16 protein-coding genes are annotated in these 17,815 nt (G+C 50.3%); 3 read left to right on the top strand and 13 right to left on the bottom strand.

The features are described from left to right. Nucleotides 1-101: 101 nt before the first annotated feature. The 8 genes from ubiB to metE all read right to left on the bottom strand — a co-directional run bounded on the left by ubiB (nucleotide 102) and on the right by metE (nucleotide 9,531). Nucleotides 102-1,739: a ubiquinone biosynthesis regulatory protein kinase UbiB gene (gene ubiB, locus ACMHKJ_RS18110; protein ID WP_413496128.1), complete on the bottom strand. Its 1,638-nt coding sequence runs from the start codon at nucleotides 1,737-1,739 to the stop codon at nucleotides 102-104. Continuing rightward, the gene (locus tag ACMHKJ_RS18105) at nucleotides 1,726-2,400 is read right to left on the bottom strand and encodes a ubiquinone biosynthesis accessory factor UbiJ (RefSeq protein ID WP_413496126.1); all 675 of its coding nucleotides are present in this window, start codon (nucleotides 2,398-2,400) and stop codon (nucleotides 1,726-1,728) included. The genes ubiB and ACMHKJ_RS18105 overlap by 14 nt, the downstream gene beginning before the upstream one ends. Before the next feature lies 1 nt (nucleotide 2,401). Further along, nucleotides 2,402-3,157, bottom strand: coding sequence for a bifunctional demethylmenaquinone methyltransferase/2-methoxy-6-polyprenyl-1,4-benzoquinol methylase UbiE (gene ubiE / locus ACMHKJ_RS18100; RefSeq protein ID WP_413496124.1), 756 nt, complete (start codon nucleotides 3,155-3,157; stop codon nucleotides 2,402-2,404). 61 nt (nucleotides 3,158-3,218) lie between these two features. Continuing rightward, complete coding sequence (gene rmuC, locus ACMHKJ_RS18095) at nucleotides 3,219-4,643, bottom strand: DNA recombination protein RmuC (RefSeq protein ID WP_413496156.1); 1,425 nt, start codon at nucleotides 4,641-4,643, stop codon at nucleotides 3,219-3,221. A 138-nt stretch (nucleotides 4,644-4,781) separates the two neighbouring features. Next, nucleotides 4,782-5,315, bottom strand: a complete 534-nt coding sequence (locus ACMHKJ_RS18090) for a DedA family protein (RefSeq protein ID WP_413496154.1) — start codon at nucleotides 5,313-5,315, stop codon at nucleotides 4,782-4,784. Between the two features lie 24 nt (nucleotides 5,316-5,339). Then, nucleotides 5,340-6,119 (bottom strand): tyrosine-protein phosphatase, encoded by a 780-nt coding sequence (locus tag ACMHKJ_RS18085; RefSeq protein WP_413496122.1) that lies wholly within the window; start codon nucleotides 6,117-6,119, stop codon nucleotides 5,340-5,342. 132 nt (nucleotides 6,120-6,251) lie between these two features. Beyond that, the gene (gene udp / locus ACMHKJ_RS18080) at nucleotides 6,252-7,007 is read right to left on the bottom strand and encodes a uridine phosphorylase (RefSeq protein ID WP_067422630.1); all 756 of its coding nucleotides are present in this window, start codon (nucleotides 7,005-7,007) and stop codon (nucleotides 6,252-6,254) included. Nucleotides 7,008-7,245: 238 nt separating this feature from the next. Next, nucleotides 7,246-9,531: a 5-methyltetrahydropteroyltriglutamate--homocysteine S-methyltransferase gene (gene metE / locus ACMHKJ_RS18075; RefSeq protein ID WP_413496120.1), complete on the bottom strand. Its 2,286-nt coding sequence runs from the start codon at nucleotides 9,529-9,531 to the stop codon at nucleotides 7,246-7,248. A 106-nt stretch (nucleotides 9,532-9,637) separates the two neighbouring features. Here metE and metR point away from each other — a divergent pair, with 106 nt between their 5' ends. Then, nucleotides 9,638-10,600 (top strand): HTH-type transcriptional regulator MetR, encoded by a 963-nt coding sequence (gene metR, locus ACMHKJ_RS18070; protein WP_413496118.1) that lies wholly within the window; start codon nucleotides 9,638-9,640, stop codon nucleotides 10,598-10,600. On the opposite strand, the gene ACMHKJ_RS18065 is transcribed toward metR, so the two are convergent. From ACMHKJ_RS18065 to ACMHKJ_RS18055, 3 genes are all read right to left on the bottom strand, one after another. Next, complete coding sequence (locus ACMHKJ_RS18065; RefSeq protein ID WP_413496116.1) at nucleotides 10,485-11,384, bottom strand: carboxylate/amino acid/amine transporter; 900 nt, start codon at nucleotides 11,382-11,384, stop codon at nucleotides 10,485-10,487. The genes metR and ACMHKJ_RS18065 overlap by 116 nt on opposite strands. A 3-nt stretch (nucleotides 11,385-11,387) precedes the next feature. After that, entirely contained in the window at nucleotides 11,388-13,037 is a 1,650-nt protein-coding gene (locus ACMHKJ_RS18060; RefSeq protein ID WP_413496114.1) for a Na+/H+ antiporter, read from the bottom strand. Between the two features lie 395 nt (nucleotides 13,038-13,432). After that, nucleotides 13,433-14,779: an NCS2 family permease gene (locus ACMHKJ_RS18055; RefSeq protein WP_413496112.1), complete on the bottom strand. Its 1,347-nt coding sequence runs from the start codon at nucleotides 14,777-14,779 to the stop codon at nucleotides 13,433-13,435. A gap of 265 nt (nucleotides 14,780-15,044) precedes the next feature. Between ACMHKJ_RS18055 and ACMHKJ_RS18050 the strand changes: the two genes are divergently transcribed. Then, the gene (locus ACMHKJ_RS18050) at nucleotides 15,045-15,851 is read left to right on the top strand and encodes a M15 family metallopeptidase (protein ID WP_413496110.1); all 807 of its coding nucleotides are present in this window, start codon (nucleotides 15,045-15,047) and stop codon (nucleotides 15,849-15,851) included. 21 nt (nucleotides 15,852-15,872) lie between these two features. On the opposite strand, the gene ACMHKJ_RS18045 is transcribed toward ACMHKJ_RS18050, so the two are convergent. Continuing rightward, complete coding sequence (locus tag ACMHKJ_RS18045) at nucleotides 15,873-16,622, bottom strand: sulfite exporter TauE/SafE family protein (RefSeq protein ID WP_413496108.1); 750 nt, start codon at nucleotides 16,620-16,622, stop codon at nucleotides 15,873-15,875. Nucleotides 16,623-16,792: 170 nt separating this feature from the next. On the opposite strand from ACMHKJ_RS18045, the gene ACMHKJ_RS18040 reads away from it, so the two are divergent. Next, a complete protein-coding gene (locus ACMHKJ_RS18040) occupies nucleotides 16,793-17,350 on the top strand; it encodes a helix-turn-helix domain-containing protein (protein ID WP_067365227.1) in 558 nt (185 codons plus the stop codon). A 142-nt stretch (nucleotides 17,351-17,492) separates the two neighbouring features. On the opposite strand, the gene ilvN is transcribed toward ACMHKJ_RS18040, so the two are convergent. Next, nucleotides 17,493-17,798 (bottom strand): acetolactate synthase small subunit, encoded by a 306-nt coding sequence (gene ilvN / locus ACMHKJ_RS18035; protein WP_413496106.1) that lies wholly within the window; start codon nucleotides 17,796-17,798, stop codon nucleotides 17,493-17,495. Nucleotides 17,799-17,815 lie beyond the last annotated feature (17 nt).

Below are 17,815 nucleotides of genomic sequence, written 5' to 3'. Positions count from 1 at the left end.
TTTACCTCAATTTGATATGGACTTGCTACCTTCATTATATACAACGACAGGCATATACGGAAATACGCAACACCTGTTGAAACTTTGTTTTAACTCAATCTTTACTTCATTTTACCGGATTGCCACCATCCTGTTACCCAACTCACAGCACCAAAGGACATCAGAACCCAGGGTGCGCGCGGAGCGCCGGCAAGATAAAACAAGCTTGCACAGATAAATAAGGTTGCGCCGACACCGAGAGCAAAATTGACTTTCCGTTGTGTCGCCTGCTGTTGTTTCATCTGCTCAGTCAGCCGTTCAACGCCTGACAACAAACGGCGCTGCTGCCTGAGACTGTCATACACCAATTCAGGTAACTCAGGAAGTTTTTCAGCCCAGAAAGGCGCTTTCTCTTTTATCCCGCGGATCACTGCTTTGATACCAATCTGACTTTTCAGCCATGATTCCAGGAACGGTTTTGCTGTTTTCCACAAATCCAGCTGCGGATAAAGCTGACGTCCCAGACCTTCGACATACAGCAGTGTTTTCTGCAATAAAACCAGCTGCGGCTGTACTTCCATATTAAACCGGCGGGCAGTATTAAACAGGTTCAGCAGAACATGCCCGAATGAAATCTCCGCCAGCGGTTTTTCAAAAATAGGTTCACAGACAGTACGGATGGCAAATTCAAAATCTTCAACATTCGTATCCGGAGGAACCCAGCCGGAATCGACATGCAATTCAGCCACTTTCCGGTAATCGCGATTAAAAAAAGCGATAAAATTTTCAGCCAGATAGCGCTTATCTTCTTTATTCAGTGAGCCGACAATGCCACAGTCGATACCGATATACTGCGGATCGTCCGGATGCTCGCGGCTGACAAAAATATTGCCCGGATGCATATCCGCATGGAAAAAACTGTCACGGAATACCTGGGTAAAAAAGACCTGTACGCCACGTTCAGCTAACAGCTTCATATTAGTACCCTGCGCATTCAGTGCTGCAATATCAGATACCGGTATTCCGTAGATCCGCTCCATCACCAGCACATTTTCGCGGCAGAGATCCGGATACACTTCCGGAATATACAGCATCGGGCTGTTTTCAAAATTGCGCCGCAGCTGAATCGCATTTGCCGCTTCACGTTGCAGATTCAGTTCATCCAGCAGCGTTTTTTCATATTCACGCACCACTTCTTTCGGGCGCAGACGTCGTCCATCCGGTAACAGCGGGATCATACTTGCCAGCCGGTACATCAGATGAATATCTGCCTGAATAACCGGCAGAATATCAGGGCGGATAACTTTAAGGACAACTGCCTGCCCGTTTTCTTTCAGAACCGCAGTATGAACCTGTGCTATTGAAGCAGATGCCAGCGGAGTGATATCGAAATCATCAAACCAGGTTTCAACCGGCCCTTCCATCGCATCTTCAATCGTTTTCTTTGCCAGCGCACCATCAAAAGACGATACACGATCCTGCAACTGAGCCAGTTGGTCAGCAATGGCCGGTGGAAACAGATCCCGTCGGGTAGAAAGCATCTGCCCGAATTTAATCCAGACCGGTCCCAGTTCCTGTAACGCAAGGCGCAGGCGTTCACCTAATACTTTATCTTTATGCTTATTCGGCATCCAGAAAAGCGAGTGACGCCAGAGGCGGATAGCCCAACTCAGCCGGTTTTTCGGGATGAGTTCATCCAGACCGTAAGCGAGGAGAGTACGGATAATAAAATAAAGGCGTTTAATCTCACTCGGTCTCATGCCCTGTTCCTGCTCTCTTTTCCAGACGGGAAAGCCGCGCATCAAGTTCTGCTGCGGCTTGTGCCGCTGAGGACACTTCATCACAGAAATGAGCGGCTTCCAGTGCCGATGGCGCTAATGCCCATTCACGGGTCACCGCACCTGACAGATAATCTTTCTGACGATAAACTGCGTTGCGGATAAACTGCCCGCCTTTCGCGGCAATCTGTGTCAGTGTTTGTGCAGCAACATCACCCAGATACGGTGCAAGATAATGAGCAGGGTCCCACTCAGCCATATCCAGCAATGCTGAAAAATGCTGAATCACCTGCATATCTCCGTCAATAGTGACATCACCACTGCGGATCAACGCTGAAAGCTGTTGTTTATCTCTCAGTTTCAGAAGGGTCACAAACCGGGTTTGCAGCACACAGTCTGCCGAACCGTCCCAACGGGAGATAACATCCAGCTGTTTCTCACTGAAAATCAGTGTAAATTGCATTTCCGGCTCAGTCAGCCGGAGAGCCAGCGTTTTCCCGGTCAGCCGGACACGAGCCTGTTTCAGGACAGCTTCCCGGTAAAGAAGCTGATTCAGTACGGTTTCCAGAAAGCCGGCAATAACAGGATAAAGCGCGTGCGGACTGACGGAAGACGGTGCATTTTCAGCAAACGTATCAGTCATATCAGAATTTGAACCCTTTATGCAGTGCGACAATACCGCCGGTCATGTTGGTATAGGACACCTGTTCAAAACCGGCATTTTCCATCATCCCTTTCAGCGTGCCCTGATCGGGGTGCATGCGGATAGATTCTGCCAGATAACGATAGCTTTCGGCATCATTCACGACCGCCTGCCCGATGCGCGGCAGAATATGGAATGAGTAGGCGTCATACACTTTGCTCAGCGGCTCAATAACCGGCTTGGAAAATTCCAGCACCAGCAGACGTCCGCCCGGTTTTAATACGCGGAACATAGAACGCAGTGCTTTGTCTTTATCCGTGACATTGCGCAGCCCGAACGAGATGATAATGCAATTGAAGTAATCATCCGGGAACGGCAGCTCCTCCGCATTGGCCTGAACATAATTGACGTTACCGACAATTCCGTTATTACGCAGTTTTTCGCGCCCCATTTTCAGCATGGAATCGTTGATATCCGCGAGAACAACCTGTCCGGTTTCACCGACCATACGGGAGAATTTTGCAGTAAAATCACCAGTTCCCCCAGCTAAATCAAGCACCCGCTGACCACGGCGCACACCACTGGCATCAATAGTAAAACGCTTCCAGATACGATGGATGCCGAAAGACATCAGGTCATTCATCAGGTCATATTTTGCAGCAACAGAATGAAAGACGTTTGCCACCATACCTTCTTTTTCGCTCTTGTTAACAGTGCGAAAACCAAAATCGATTTTATCCCGGGATTGCTCTTCCATTCTCTATATTGCCTGTTTTGCCTGTGCACACGGTTTAATAATCGGAAAAGTGTATCAGCCTTTACCGCAAAACCCTATGCGCATTGTGTTGTTCTGCGAAATTAGCCGGATCTCCGGAGGACGCATACTGCTGCGTTTCCTGCTCTTCACTCAGCCGCGCTTTTTTTACCAGATTTTCATCCAGCGGGCGTTTTACTTCCACACCCAGTTCACGGAAACTTTCTGCCTGTAACAGCAGATTTCCTCTGCCGGTGGTCAGTTTTTTCATCGCGTCGTGATAGGTGCCCTGTGCTTTATCCAGGGCGCTGCCGATGCCTTCCATCTCGTCAACAAACAGCCGGAGCTTGTCATATAACCGGGCGGCACGCTGCGCGATAGCCTGACTGTTTTCATTCTGATGTTCATAGCGCCAGAGATTGGATATTGTCCGCAATGCCACCAGCAATGTCGACGGGCTGACTAACATAATGTTACTTCTCAGCGCATCATCCAACAGTGTGCTCTCCTGCCCGATCGCTGCCAGAAACGCGGGTTCGACAGGGATAAACATCAGTACATAATCCAGTGAATTTATCCCGTTCAAATCCTGGTAAGCTTTGTGGCTCAGCCCGCGAATGTGCTGGCGGACTGAGTTAATATGCTCGGTCAGGGCCGCCCTGCGGGCATCTTGTGTATCACTGTTAAAGTAGCGTTCGTAAGCAACCAGAGAGACTTTTGCATCCACAATAACCTGTTTATTCTGCGGCAGATAAATCACCACATCCGGCTGATAACGGTTTTGCTGCTCACTTTTCAGATTTACCTGGGTGGCAAATTCATGACCTTCGCGCAAACCGGAAGCTTCAAGGATACGGGCGAGAATGGTTTCCCCCCAGTTTCCCTGCATTTTATTGTCCCCTTTCAGGGCATTGGTGAGATTTACCGCTTCCTGTGCCATATGCAGGTTCAGCTGTTGCAGGCGCTGGATCTCATGAGTCAGTGTATGCCGTTCACGGCTTTCCTGGCTGTAGCTCTCCTGTACCTGACGATTGAAATTATCCAGCTGTTCCCGAAAAGGGTGCAGAAGCAGAGAGAGGCTCTGCCGGTTCAGTTCATCTGTCCGGCGGCCGTTTTGTTCAAAAATGCGGGCGGCAAGATTTTCAAATTGGGTATTCAGGCGTTGTTCACTGTTCAGCAGCAGGCGCTGTTTTTCTTCTGCCGCCAGACGGCTCTCTTCCAGGCGGGTGCTCAGCTCACGAATTTCAGCTTCCTGTTGCGCACTGATATTGCGGGCATTTTGTAATGCCTGTTCACTTTGTTCATGCGAGTGCTGCCAGTACACAGCCTGACGCCGGGTTTCTTCCAGTACCGCAAGCTGTCCGGTATTTTCATTCAGCATACGGTTTTTTTCTGCCAGCCGCTGTTGCAGGCTGAACCAGACAATACCGCCGCCCAGCAGAACACCACTTAAAATACCGATAAAACCATAAAGCCACTGAATATCCACGATGGCTGTCTCCTCTGCGTATGACTTACGCCGCTTACGGTAAAATACCACTGTACAGATGTCCACCCTCTTTTATCCGGCGGACTATTTTTTCGGCGCATCACGCAAAAACAGATGTAAACCGGTGAAAACGAAAAATTATACACCCATCAATTTTGCTATCCAGTGCAGCCCGAATGCCCCGGGGGCTAATAATCCGAACGCCCAGACCATGGCAGACAGCAAATTGGCTATCTGAAAATAGCGCTGAGGCATAGCGCAAATTCCCGCCACCAGCGGGATCACGGCACGGAGAGGACCAAAAAACCGGCCGATGAATACGCCCCATATCCCCCATTTTTCAAAGAACTGATGCCCTTTGACCAATGTTTGCGGGGAGCGGGAAATCGGCCACATTTTACGGACACCATCTTTATAATAGTAACCGACGTAATAGGAGATCCAGTCGCCGAAAAACGCACCGGAGGCCGCTATCAGCCAGACTGACCAGAAGCTCAGCCCGCCTTCACCAATCAGCGCGCCGACCCCCAGCAGGATCACGGTTGCCGGAAAAAGCAGAGAGAGAAACGCGAGAGATTCACCGAACGCCAGCACAAAAATGACCGGTAACGCCCAGTACTCGTGCTCACGGACAAACGCGGTCACAACAGTGATAATGTCAGTCAGTGTCAGAAAATCCCCCTTACCATGCAGATATTATTCGAGGAAGTGATTGCGGATGTTGTCGCGAGCCGCCGTCGTCAGACCGATGTCTTTCGCCAGCCAGCTATCAATGCTGCCATAATGTGAGTGAATGCTTTTGAGAGCCGTATTCAGGAAATCAGTCTGAACAGAGTACACATAGGCAAATTTTTCCACCACATCATCCGGCATGGTTTTTGCGTGCTCAGATAACAGCTCATCACGATACGGCGCCAGAGTGTCATTAGTCAGCAGATAATCTTCCATCACCATGTCCGTATCCGCCCCCAGCGCAAACAGTACCAGCGCGGAACCGACACCTGTTCTGTCTTTACCGACCGCACAGTGCTGCACAATGCCGCCTTTTTCCGGCTGACACAGCATGTTGCCGAGTGCATGGTAAGCCGGATTGTTCAGCGGCAGCAGCTCATACAGGCGCAGCATAAAGGCTTTCGGGTCAAATTCGGTCAGTGCATCGTCACCGAGTTTCTCGAGGTTAGCATCCACTTCTTTTGACATCGGATTTGCCGGGGCATTAGTGTACAGCGCGCCATTCCACAGGCGATCCGGTTTATCAGTGATTTCACCGCGATCACGGTAATCGAGGATCTGAAATAAATTTTGTTCAGTCAGGCGGGTTAAGTCATTGTCACTCAGGCGATCCAGAGCCCCTGCGCGATACAGCAGTCCCGGTTTAATTTTGCTGCCGTCCGGCAGAACTTTGCCACCCAAATCACGGAAATTGATCCCGCCGTCAAGCGGCAGTACCGACGGATGCAGTGTTTGTCTGGTCATTAATTCCTCTTTATCATTATTATCAGTGTGATCAGAGCAATTACTTTATCAGATTTGCATTATGAAAGATGAATAAAAAACCGCAGCCCCGGAAAGACCGGAGATGCGGCAGATTGACTGAAAGCAGGTTGATTAAATAAGATGACGGGCGGCTGCCACCACGATATCCAGTGTATTTGCTTCCGTTTTCTTCATCCGTGCTTCATCAGGAATTTCCTGCTGAGTGCGGTTAACGATAACCCCTGCGACCATCCCGGCGCGCAGCCCCTGGCTGGCACACATGGTCAGCAGTGTGGCTGATTCCATTTCAAAATTCATCACGCCCATTTCCTGCCACTCTTGCATCGAGCCTTTGAAACGGCGGGTGACACGACCACTGAAGGTGTCATAACGCTCCTGACCCGGATAGAAAGTATCAGAGGAGGCAGTTACGCCGATATGTACAGTTGCTTTTGCTGCTTTCGCAGCATTGACCAGCGCGGTGGTACATTCAAAGTCCGCCACCGCAGGAAATTCCATCGGTGCAAAGTGCAGGCTCGCGCCATCAAGGCGCACAGCGGCTGTCGTGACCAGTACATCACCGACATTAATATTTTCCTGAATCGCCCCGGTGGTGCCGATACGCAGGAAGGTGCGGATCCCCAGTTGCGCCAGTTCTTCTACCGCAATAGAGGTTGAAGGACCGCCGATACCGGTTGAGCAGACAATCACTGCTTTGCCGTCAATCTCACCGCGCCATGAGGTAAATTCACGCAGGGAAGCGAGGTGAACAGGCTTGTCCATCAGACGGGCAATTTTTTCGACCCGGTTAGGATCGCCCGGCACGATAGCCAGTGTTGCACCTTGTAAGTCACCTTTGGTCAAACCTAAATGAAACACATCAGCCATCCTGAACTCCTTATCGAAAAAATGATTATTAAAGACACTGTAACGTGCTGTCATATGTAATTTAGTGATTATTATCACCACTTTGAAATTCAAAAATGAATCAATTACATAAAAATGTGACATAAATCACTTAATTGCAGTGTGTAACCTACCATTAAGCATAATCGGAATTTACTGATGAGCAATAAAAAGCCGGTCAGGCGATAAACCTGATCAGCTTTTTTCTTCTGTTACGGTATCAGCGGGAGCTGAGCGGATTTGCCCGCAGGCGGTGTGCCGCTTCCACCATGTTTGCCAGGGCTTTGCGGGTTTCATCCCAGCCACGGGTTTTCAGACCACAGTCCGGGTTGACCCACAACCGCTCAACAGCAATTTTATCCGCCGCTTTGCGCAGCAATGCTTCTATCCATTCCACTTCCGGGACATTCGGTGAGTGAATGTCATAAACACCCGGTCCAATCTCATTCGGATAGTCAAAATCTTCAAATACTTCCAGCAGTTCCATATCGGAGCGTGATGTTTCGATAGTGATCACATCGGCATCCAGCGCAGCAATTGACTCCATGATGTCATTGAATTCGCAGTAACACATGTGGGTGTGGATCTGAGTGTCATTATCTGCAACTGAGGCATTCAGACGGAATGCATCCACTGCCCACGTCAGATAATCCGCCCATTCCGCGCGACGCAGCGGCAAACCTTCGCGCAGTGCCGGTTCATCTATCTGAATAATGCCGATCCCCGCTTTCTGCAGGTCATCCACTTCATCACGCAGTGCCAGCGCAATCTGTTTAGTAATAGTTTCGCGGCTGATATCTTCACGCGGGAACGACCAGCACAGAATGGTGACAGGCCCGGTTAACATGCCTTTTACCGGCTTGCCGGTAAGGGATTGTGCATACGTCGCCCATTCGACAGTAATTGGCTCCGGACGACTGATATCGCCGATGATTACCGGTGGTTTAACACAACGTGAGCCGTAGCTCTGTACCCAGCCGTTTTGGGTGAAAACGTAGCCGTCGAGATGCTCACCGAAGTATTCCACCATGTCATTGCGCTCCGCTTCACCGTGTACCAACACATCCAGCCCGAGTCGTTCCTGCTCATTAATTGCCTGCTTAATATGTTCTGAGATATTAGTGCGGTAGAACGCTTTATCGATATTCCCTTTTTTGAAATTCAGCCGCAGCCCGCGAATTTCCGTAGTTTGCGGGAAAGAGCCGATGGTGGTTGTCGGCCACAGCGGCAGATTGAAACGACTACGCTGGGCTTTTGCCCGCACTTCATACGGTGCATCACGCTCACTGTCCCGGGCGGTGATGGCTGCCAGACGTGCCGCCACATCCGCATTATGCACACGTTTTGAGTGACGCCGCGCGGTGATTGGCGCACTGTACGTATCCAGTGCGCCAATATCATTCGCTGAACCACTGTTGACCGCCCGGGTCAGCAGCGCCAGTTCCTCGCATTTTTGCTGTGCGAATGCAAACCAGCTTTTTACTTCCTCATCTAATTTTGTCTCTTCGCGCAGGTCAATCGGGCTGTGCAGGAGAGAGCAGGAGGTTCCGATCCACAAATTGCGCTTGCCGGCGATCGCCTGTACTGAATCATATTTGGCACGGAGATCCGTACGCCATACATTGCGCCCGTTGATAAGCCCCAGAGAAAGCAGCCAGTCTGCCGGTAATGCATTATGAATTTCCTGAATATCATCATTGCCCGCAATGAAATCGACATGCAGCCCCTGCACCGGCAGTTCGCGGATCAGCGGTAAATGATGACTCACACTGTCAAAATAGGTGGTCAGGAGTAATTTGCTGTGTCCCTGTAATGCATCGTATGCCGTGCGATAAGCATCCTGCCACTCTTTTGGCAGATCCAGCACCAGCGCGGGCTCATCAATCTGGACCCATTCAATGCCGCGCTCTGCCAGTTTTACCAGCACTGTTTTATAGGCTGCTAACAGTGATGGCAGTAATGATAAGCGGTCAAATAATGCGCCTTTCACTTTACCAAGCCACAGATAGGTTACCGGTCCGAGCAGTACCGGCTTGATATTAAAGCCCTGCGCCAGTGCTTCATCCACTTCGTCAAACAGTTGCTGCCAACTGACACTGAAGGTTTGCCCGCGCTGAAATTCCGGCACAATATAGTGGTAATTGGTGTTAAACCATTTGGTCATTTCAGATGCGGCAGCCGGTTTGCCGGTTGGCGCACGACCACGGGCGATACGGAACAGGGTATCAAGGTCAATCTGACCATCGGCATTAGCATGACGCGGCGGTACATTGCCGAACAGCAGGCTGGTGCCCAGCACATGGTCATACCATGCGAAATCACCCACAGGCAATAATTCAACTCCTGCCTCTTTTTGCTGCAACCAGTGACGCAGACGCAGTTCCCGCCCGGTTTCGTGTAATTCGTCCTGTGAAATTTTTCCTGCCCAATAACTCTCAAGTGCTTTTTTCAGCTCTCTTTTCAAACCGATACGCGGAAAACCCAGTGTGTGATTATGTGTTGTCATAAAAAATCCCCGTCATTTAGCCATCCAGATGTTTACACATCCATAATCAGCGGGTACTGTATAAGAAACAAGCGCAGATTCTTCATTGCTAACCTGAAGGTTTCTCATGATAGAAATAAAACACTTAAAAACGATTCAGGCTCTGAATCAGTCCGGCTCACTGGCGGGTGCGGCAAATACGCTGCATCAGACACAATCCGCCCTTTCTCATCAGTTCAGTGAACTGGAGCACCGGCTGGGCTTCCGGATTTTTATCCGCAAAACACAACCACTACAATTTACGCCGCAGGGACAGGTACTGTTGCAACTTGCAGGGCAGATACTGCCGCTGGTTAAAGATGCTATCCGTGAATGCAATGAACCGGGGCTGACCGCACTTCGGGTCGCAATTGAGTGTCACAGTTGTATTCAGTGGCTGACCCCGGCACTGGCAAATTTCCGTGAGAACTGGCCGCAGATCAATGTGGATTTCACCTCAGGAGTCAGTTTTGATCCGCAGCCGGAACTGCTCAAACGGGAGCTGGATGTGGTGCTCACCTCTGATATTGATGAGCAGCACAACGGCAAACTGACTTATACGCCGCTGTTTGATTATGAAGTGAAACTGGTGGTCGCACCGGAGCACCCGCTGGCACAGCGCCTGATTATCCAGCCACAGGATCTGAGCAGTGACACGCTGCTGATATACCCGGTACAGCGCCAGCGCTTTGATATCTGGCGGCGCTTCCTGCAACCGGCGGGTGTATCCCCGCAGGTGAAAACGGTGGATAACACACTGTTGCTGATTCAGATGGTTGCCGCAAGGATGGGGATCGCCGCACTGCCTCACTGGGCGGTAGAGAATTTTGAAAAACAGGGATTGGTGGTGACAAAAAGCTTAGGGAACGGATTATGGAGCCGGCTGTATGCCGCAAACCGCAGCGGAGAACAGCGCCAGCCGGCTATTGAGTCATTTATTCGTTGTGCGCGTCAGCACGCGGTGGACAATCTGCCTTTTGTAAAGACGGCTTCAGTATCCATACCCGGTGTACCCACAGCGATGCAACAATCAGGCTTGCACCTATGCTGAATGTGAGCCAGTCAGGATGCTGCTGCCAGATGGCAAAGTTAACCAATAGCCCCGCCGGAACCATCATGTTATTCATGATAGCGAGTGTTCCGGCGTCAACCTGAGTGGCACCATAGTTCCACATAAAGTAACCAACACCGGATGCGCCGATCCCCAGCCACAACAGAACACCCCACTGTAACTGTGTTGACGGCATTTTGGCGAAATTACCAAACAGCAACCAGCCCGCCAGCGCCACCACACACGCGCCGAGATAGAACCACGAAAACGCCGTGCGCTGTACCAGCGGATGGGTTTCCATCAGTCGTTTATACCCCACCTGCCCGATAGCAAAGAAAATATTTGCCAGCTGAACCAGGATCAGTCCTTTCCAGAACGAGTCACTCAGATGGTCATAGCGGATAACCGCCGCACCAATCACCGCCAGCAGTGAGCTGAATACATAGCCCCAGCGCAGCCCGCGCCGCTCAAGCAGATCGTAAATCAGCGTCACATAGAGCGGAGTCAGTACAGTGAACAGCAGAAATTCCGCTACTGTCAGATAATTATAGGCATGAAAAACAAACAGATACATAATGCCGAGCTGACACGCACCCACGGCCATATAGAGCAGAATGACTTTCGGGGCAATCCCGCGCCAGCGCAGAAACGGCAGAAAAATCAGTGCCGCCAGTGATACACGGACTAATACAGAGAACCAGCTGTCAACCTGACCGGCGAGATATTCGCCAATCAGGCTGAATGATGCGGCCCATAAAATGGTGGTAATAATCAGTAACGGCATCGGTTATGTTTCTTTCTCGACAAGCAGGGCTTCCAGTAAATCCAGATCATGCAACAGCAGTTGCAGTGTTTCATTACTGATATTACGGGTCGCGCGCTGGTGATACAGCTCCCCGCGCTCGGCACGCAGCGCGGTCAGCCGGAAGCGCCGCTCCAGGTCTTCCACTTTCAGGTTATATTCCATTTCATCATCATTGGCGGTACGCCGCCGCAGATGACCGGCAACCCTCGATGCCACCTCACTGATGGCTTCCGCATCCAGCGCTTCATCAGAACTGGCTGACAAACGCTCTTCCATTTTACCGATACTGACAATCGCGACTTCGGCCATTGCCGCTCTTGCGACGCGGATTTCATTAGCATCAGCGGCTTTATCTCCGACATGAACACCTTTGAGCAGGAACGGCAGGGAAACCACGCCCATAAACAGTGACAACAAAATGACACCGGCGGCGATAAATATCATCTGATAACGCGCCGGGAATGGTGTGCCGTCAGGCAGAAACAGCGGGATAGAAAGCACACCGGCAAGGGTTATCGCCCCGCGCACACCGGCAAATGATGCCAGCCACAGTTCACGGGTTGTATAGTGACTGAAATCCAGCGGTTTGCGTTTTAAGGTCAGGCGGCTGACGGTTTTCATCATCCATAACCAGCAGAAACGCAGCACCAGCAGAGCAAAATAGATAACAAAAACGGCGGTAAACAGCATCCAGGTTTCAACCGTCGGGTCTAGTTCTGCTTCAATAACAGATACCTGCCAGATCCCCGGCAGTTGCAGCCCGAGCATGATAAAGACCAGTCCGTTAAAGACAAACTCCAGCATGCCCCAGACATTATCTGCCCGCAGGCGCATTGCCAGTGGTGCATTACGGATAACACCGGATTTACTGATGGTCATCCCGGCGGCAACCGCGGCGAGGATACCGGAAAAACCGATGTGTTCCGCAATCAGATAAGAGGCGAACGGCAGCAGTAACATAAAGACGATTTGTGTTGCAGGGTCATCCCCGCTCCAGCGGCTCATCAGGCGCAGGGATTTACTGTACAGCCAGGTGACCGCGATCCCCGCCAGTAACCCGCCAATCGCAACTTTAAAGAATTCTATCGTGACGCCGGTGACAGTGAACACCATGGTACCCATGACGATTGCCACAGCAAACTTCAGTGCAACCAGACCGGAGGCGTCGTTCATCAGCGCCTCACCTTCCAGTATCCCCATCATCTGTTTCGGGATACGCCCTTTACCAACAATGGAAGAGAGCGCCACCGCATCTGTCGGTGACAAAACTGCTGCCAGCGCAAAGGCAGGTATCAGCTCAATCCCCGGCATCAGCCAGTAGATAAGATAGCCAATCCCGATAACCGTCACCAGCACCAGGAACAGCACAAGAATAGAGATTTCCCGCCCCTTTTGCATAAATTCCCGGGTCGGGGTTTTCCAGCCGTCAACAAACAGCAAAGGCGGGATCAGCAGAACAAGGAACAGTTCAGGGTCAAAGGTGACATGCAGACCAAATTGCGGGAAGGCAAGCAAAGCTCCCATCGCTATCTGAATGATAGGTAACGGAATGCGATACGGGATCATTTTGGTGAGAACACCTGACACCGACACCATCAGAATCAAAATAAGAATCGTAAAGAATATTTCCATATTGCCCTTACTGAACTGAGGGCAATGTGCCCGCTGACCAAAGAAAGATACCTATACCCTTATTCATTCAAACCGTAGGTTCGTTGGCGGTACTCAGCCCGCCGGGTCACATACTAATGTATGCTCCCCGGCGGTCGGAGCTTGCCGCCTGCCTGCATCTTGAATGACGTTGGGTATAATAACGACACAAAAAGCCGTAATAAGATGCCAAAGGAGAAAAATATTACCGTCTTCTGTCACTATCATACAAAAAAAACAGCGACGAATGCGTTATCCGTCGCTGCTATTTTATCTTCTCATGCCATCAGGGCGGGCAATTAATTAACATTTTAAGATAAATCGTACAAATACAGTGCATCGTCACCACCAGTCAATGTTCAGTGGCGGCTTATCACTCAGATGGACCAACCACCAGCATAAAATGCTACTAATGCAATCGCGATCAGAACAGTGCCGACATTCAGCTTGCGCCATTCCCCGCCGACAATCCGGCCAATCACTAATGATGCAAAGCCCAGCATGATCCCGGTCACAATGTTCCCGGTCAGAACAATAAAGACCGCACACAGTAATCCGGACATTGCGCCGACGAAATCACCAAAATCCAGTTTGCTGACATTGCTTAACATCAGCAGACCAACATACATCAGTGCCGGTGCGGTTGCATAAGCAGGGACCAGGTAAGAGAGTGGCGAGAGAAACAGGATAAGCAGAAACATGACGCCGACCACTGTCGCCGTAAGCCCGGTACGACCACCAGCTGCGGCACCGGCAGCTGATTCAATATACACCGCCGCAGGTGCAGCTCCGACCATACCAGCCAGAATGCTACTGACGGAGTCTGTCGTCAGTGCGCGCCCGCCGCTGATAATCTGATTGTCTTTATCCAGCAGATTCGCCTGACCGGCAACCGCACGGATTGTCCCGGTAGCATCAAATACCGCTGTCATTACCAATGCCAGCACGGTCGGCAGAACAACCGGCTGCAAGGCACCTTTAATATCCATACTGAAGAAAAGAGACAGACCATCATCCCCGAGAGAAGGAAGCTTAAAGAAGCCCTGATATTTAACTGACGGATCAAAAATCAACCCGATAACGGAAATGGCGATAATCACCAGTAATACCGCGCCCGGCACTTTCAGTTTTTCCAGACCAAAAATAACCGCCAGACCCGCCAGCGCCATAATGACCGGAAATGAGGTGAAATCACCCAGGACAACCGGCATTCCGGCGAACGGGTTTTTAATGACTAAATTAATATTAGTTGCCGCGATCAGCAGCAGGAACAGGCCGATACCGATCCCCGTGCCGTGAGCTATTCCCAGGGGAATATTGCGCAGGATCCAGGTGCGGATGCCGGTCACGGAAATCAGGGTAAACAACACCCCCATCAGGAAAACAGCGCCGAGAACAACCGGAATAGAAATATTCTGTCCGATAACCATACTGAATGCGGTAAATGCAGTCAGGGAAATGGCACAGCCGATAGCCATCGGCAAATTAGCCCATAACCCCATCAGCAGAGAGCCTAATCCCGCGACCAGACAAGTTGCGATAAAAACAGCCGTATGCGGGAAACCCGCCTGACCTAACATCCCCGGTACAACAATAACGGAGTAAACCATCGCAAGAAATGTGGTCATCCCGGCTAATACTTCCCGGCGGACAGTTGTGCCGCGCTCGGTTAATTTAAAGAAACTGTCTAATTTGCACCCACTCTCTGGCTGTGTCGCGGACATGTAATCACCTGTGTTAATGAATTCGTTTCACATCAGCGTAAACGATTGCGTTTTACTGAAAACTGACATGTGCCGGATAAAAACAGAACCGGACAGACAGGACGCAAACGTTTGGCTTTTAACTGACAAAAAGATGTGATTTTTGAAGCAAACGATTATCTTAGGAAAAATCACTATAATCAAGGCTCAAACCGGGAATTTTTTCATATAGAATCGCCCCGCGCGGTACTATCGTGTTTTCCGGTTACTGACAGCAGGTTTAATAATGAAACTGATAATCATAAAACTGAGTACATCGTTCTTACCTGCTTTTTTACTGTTTGCCGGGCTGAAGGCTGCACAGGCGGCGATCACCCCACTCAGCCCGGATACCTGCCGCGCCCTGAGCGCGCTCAGTATTATTGCGCCGGACAACCCGGTGCCTTGTAAACGTCTGGTCAATGTGGATGTGAAATTTATTAATTTTCAGGGCGAAACACAGACCGGAACCATCACTGTGCTGGATGTGACAGCACCCGAAACACAGGCGCTGTTTGCGGATTTGTACCGGAAAAAATTCCCGCTGCACACGGTACAGCCCATTGATGTCTTCGGCGGGGATGACGAAGCGTCTATGGCGGCAAATAATACCTCTGCGTTTAACGGACGCCGCCAGGTCAACCAGAAAGCCTGGTCAAAACACGCTTACGGCGTGGCAATTGATATCAATCCGCAACAAAATCCTTACCGCTTCCGGGACAAGAACGGACACATCACCCTCAGCCCGCCGGGGTCTGCCGGCGCACTGAATAACAGAGAAAATATAAGCAAAGGCAGGATTGAAGCTGTTTTACCGCTGATTTTCAGTCATGGTTTTCTGCGCTGGGGTGGTGAATGGAAAAACCCGGTGGATTTTCAGCATGCCGAGATTGGCAGTTTTACCTTTATTAATCATCTTATTGCACAACCGCTGCCCGCAGCACAAGCTGAATATGCCGCGTATGCGGCCCGTTACCGCGACTGTTTCAGTAAAAGCCGGGTAACGGATGAACTGCAACGCGCCCGGCAATGTGCTAAAAAAAATCTGCGCTGAACATCTGTGGTGCGCCGAACATCAGCGCACCAGATTACTGATAAGCAAAGTCAGCCCCGCCAGCAGAATCACAATATTCAGGAAGCGGAAAAACGCCTCTTTCGGGATGCGCATGGTAATGTGCCGCCCCAGTACAATACCGGCAATCATCGCGGGCAGAAACATCAGAGCCGTAATCGCGATTTCACTGTTCCAATAGATCCCCATAATCAGGAAAATAATCACGCGGGTTAATGTACTGAAGCCAATCAATGTCGTCTGCGTGATACGAAAGCGGTTTTTGTCCTCGATCCTTCCGGCGAAATAGATGGCATACACAAACCCGCCCGCACCGAACAATGCACTTAAAATCCCCCCGCCTATCCCGAACGGAACAATATATTTCTGCGAATAATGCCGAGCGCCCTTCTTAATAAAGAGGGAATACAGGGCATACAGCACAATAAACCCGCCGAGGAACACCGCGAGCATATCCGGATGCGTTTTCAGTAATATCGCCGCGCCTATCAGACTCCCGCCTATCATCAGCGGTACCATCCACTTCAGTTCACTGAAATCCGCTTTGCGCCCGTCGCGGGTGACATTAATCACTGCTGCGCCCAAATCCATCAGCGCCAGCATCGGCACAATATGAGAGACCGGGATAAAAAAAGCCAGAACCGGGCTGGCTATCAGCGCCGAGCCGAACCCGACCATGCCAAAAACCCAATAACCAAAAAAGAGTGTGACAAAACAAATCAGAAAATCTGCCCATGGCAGGGTGTAGATCATAGTGGGAGTCCGTTTATTAACATATATTAATTATACCCATACCGGATTTCTTCATCCGATAAAATCACTATCTGATACATTTTCTCCGGATAATCGCGGCTTACCGTCGTATAGCAAGTATGCAATACTAACAGGATTATCCTGCTGACTTCATTGGTATCCATTCAATTATGCATAAAACCAGTGCCCATATCGGCCAGAAAGTGAAATTACTGCGCCAGGCGCGTAACCTGTCGCTTAATGACCTTTCAAAACTCTCCGGCATCTCGAAAGCCGCATTATCCAAACTGGAATCCGGTGATTCCAATCCGCGCATTGATACCCTGGAAGCCATCGCCGTTGCTCTGCGTTTTCCGCTGGGTGATTTGTTTACCGCCAGTAATGAAGGTTATCCCCGCTATGAACAAAACAAAACGTTCAAAGGGGAGTATGCAGAAGATTTTAAATTCCGTGTCGGAATGGGGAATATTTCTGAGATCTGGCACCTGAAAATGATCCGTGGCGCGATTATTAACAGCCCGGCGCACAGTACCGGCACTCACGAACACATCCTCATCCATCAGGGCACACTGATGATGCGCTTTAATGAGGATCTGACTGTTCTGCTGGAACCGGGTGATTTCTATGCCTTTTCCTGTGATATTCCCCACTCCTATATCTGCATGGAAGGGGAACTGAGCGGCACGCTGGTTATGTCCTATTCACATATCGGACAAACATCACCTTAGTAACATTCTATACCCAACGTCATTCAGGATGCAGGGAGGCGGCAAGCTCCGATTGCCGGGGAGCATACCCCGGCTAGCGGAGTACGGCCAACGAACCTGCAGTTTGAATGAATAAGAGTATAAAAGAAAAAAACCGGGCGGGTCAGCGTCCGGTATTATCACTCTGCGGAATGTATTTGCTTAGTTGCTCGAAAATACTGATATCTTCGTTGTACTTCACACCCTGCACATCTTCCAGTTTTTCCACCTGACTGACCATCTGGCTCAGACGATCATCAGATTTCACCAACAGCCAGATATGGCTTTCATCCTGTCCCGGCAAAGGCAGACAGAGAATTCCGTCTACGTTGAATGCTCTGCGGGCAAAGAGTCCGCAAATGTGAGTCATGACGCCGGGATGGTTGCGTACAACCAGTTCCAGCGCGATTGGCTGATTATTTTTTTCCATTATTTTATTCTCCGTCA

Source organism: Morganella psychrotolerans (genome assembly GCF_965118875.1).
Taxonomy (GTDB): domain Bacteria; phylum Pseudomonadota; class Gammaproteobacteria; order Enterobacterales; family Enterobacteriaceae; genus Morganella; species Morganella psychrotolerans_C.
This window is presented reverse-complemented; position numbering and strand designations above follow the sequence as displayed.

Bases quoted from the DNA above. Each gene is read 5' to 3' on its own strand.
- ubiB (WP_413496128.1), bottom strand. From the start codon at position 1,739: ATGAGACCGAGTGAGATTAAACGCCTTTATTTTATTATCCGTACTCTC.
- ACMHKJ_RS18040 (WP_067365227.1), top strand. From the start codon at position 16,793: ATGCATAAAACCAGTGCCCATATCGGCCAGAAAGTGAAATTACTGCGC.
- ilvN (WP_413496106.1), bottom strand. From the start codon at position 17,798: ATGGAAAAAAATAATCAGCCAATCGCGCTGGAACTGGTTGTACGCAAC.
- ACMHKJ_RS18105 (WP_413496126.1), bottom strand. From the start codon at position 2,400: ATGACTGATACGTTTGCTGAAAATGCACCGTCTTCCGTCAGTCCGCAC.
- metE (WP_413496120.1), bottom strand. From the start codon at position 9,531: ATGACAACACATAATCACACACTGGGTTTTCCGCGTATCGGTTTGAAA.
- ACMHKJ_RS18050 (WP_413496110.1), top strand. From the start codon at position 15,045: ATGAAACTGATAATCATAAAACTGAGTACATCGTTCTTACCTGCTTTT.
- ubiE (WP_413496124.1), bottom strand. From the start codon at position 3,157: ATGGAAGAGCAATCCCGGGATAAAATCGATTTTGGTTTTCGCACTGTT.
- ACMHKJ_RS18065 (WP_413496116.1), bottom strand. From the start codon at position 11,384: ATGCCGTTACTGATTATTACCACCATTTTATGGGCCGCATCATTCAGC.
- udp (WP_067422630.1), bottom strand. From the start codon at position 7,007: ATGGCTGATGTGTTTCATTTAGGTTTGACCAAAGGTGACTTACAAGGT.
- ACMHKJ_RS18060 (WP_413496114.1), bottom strand. From the start codon at position 13,037: ATGGAAATATTCTTTACGATTCTTATTTTGATTCTGATGGTGTCGGTG.
- ACMHKJ_RS18085 (WP_413496122.1), bottom strand. From the start codon at position 6,119: ATGACCAGACAAACACTGCATCCGTCGGTACTGCCGCTTGACGGCGGG.
- ACMHKJ_RS18055 (WP_413496112.1), bottom strand. From the start codon at position 14,779: ATGTCCGCGACACAGCCAGAGAGTGGGTGCAAATTAGACAGTTTCTTT.
- metR (WP_413496118.1), top strand. From the start codon at position 9,638: ATGATAGAAATAAAACACTTAAAAACGATTCAGGCTCTGAATCAGTCC.
- ACMHKJ_RS18045 (WP_413496108.1), bottom strand. From the start codon at position 16,622: ATGATCTACACCCTGCCATGGGCAGATTTTCTGATTTGTTTTGTCACA.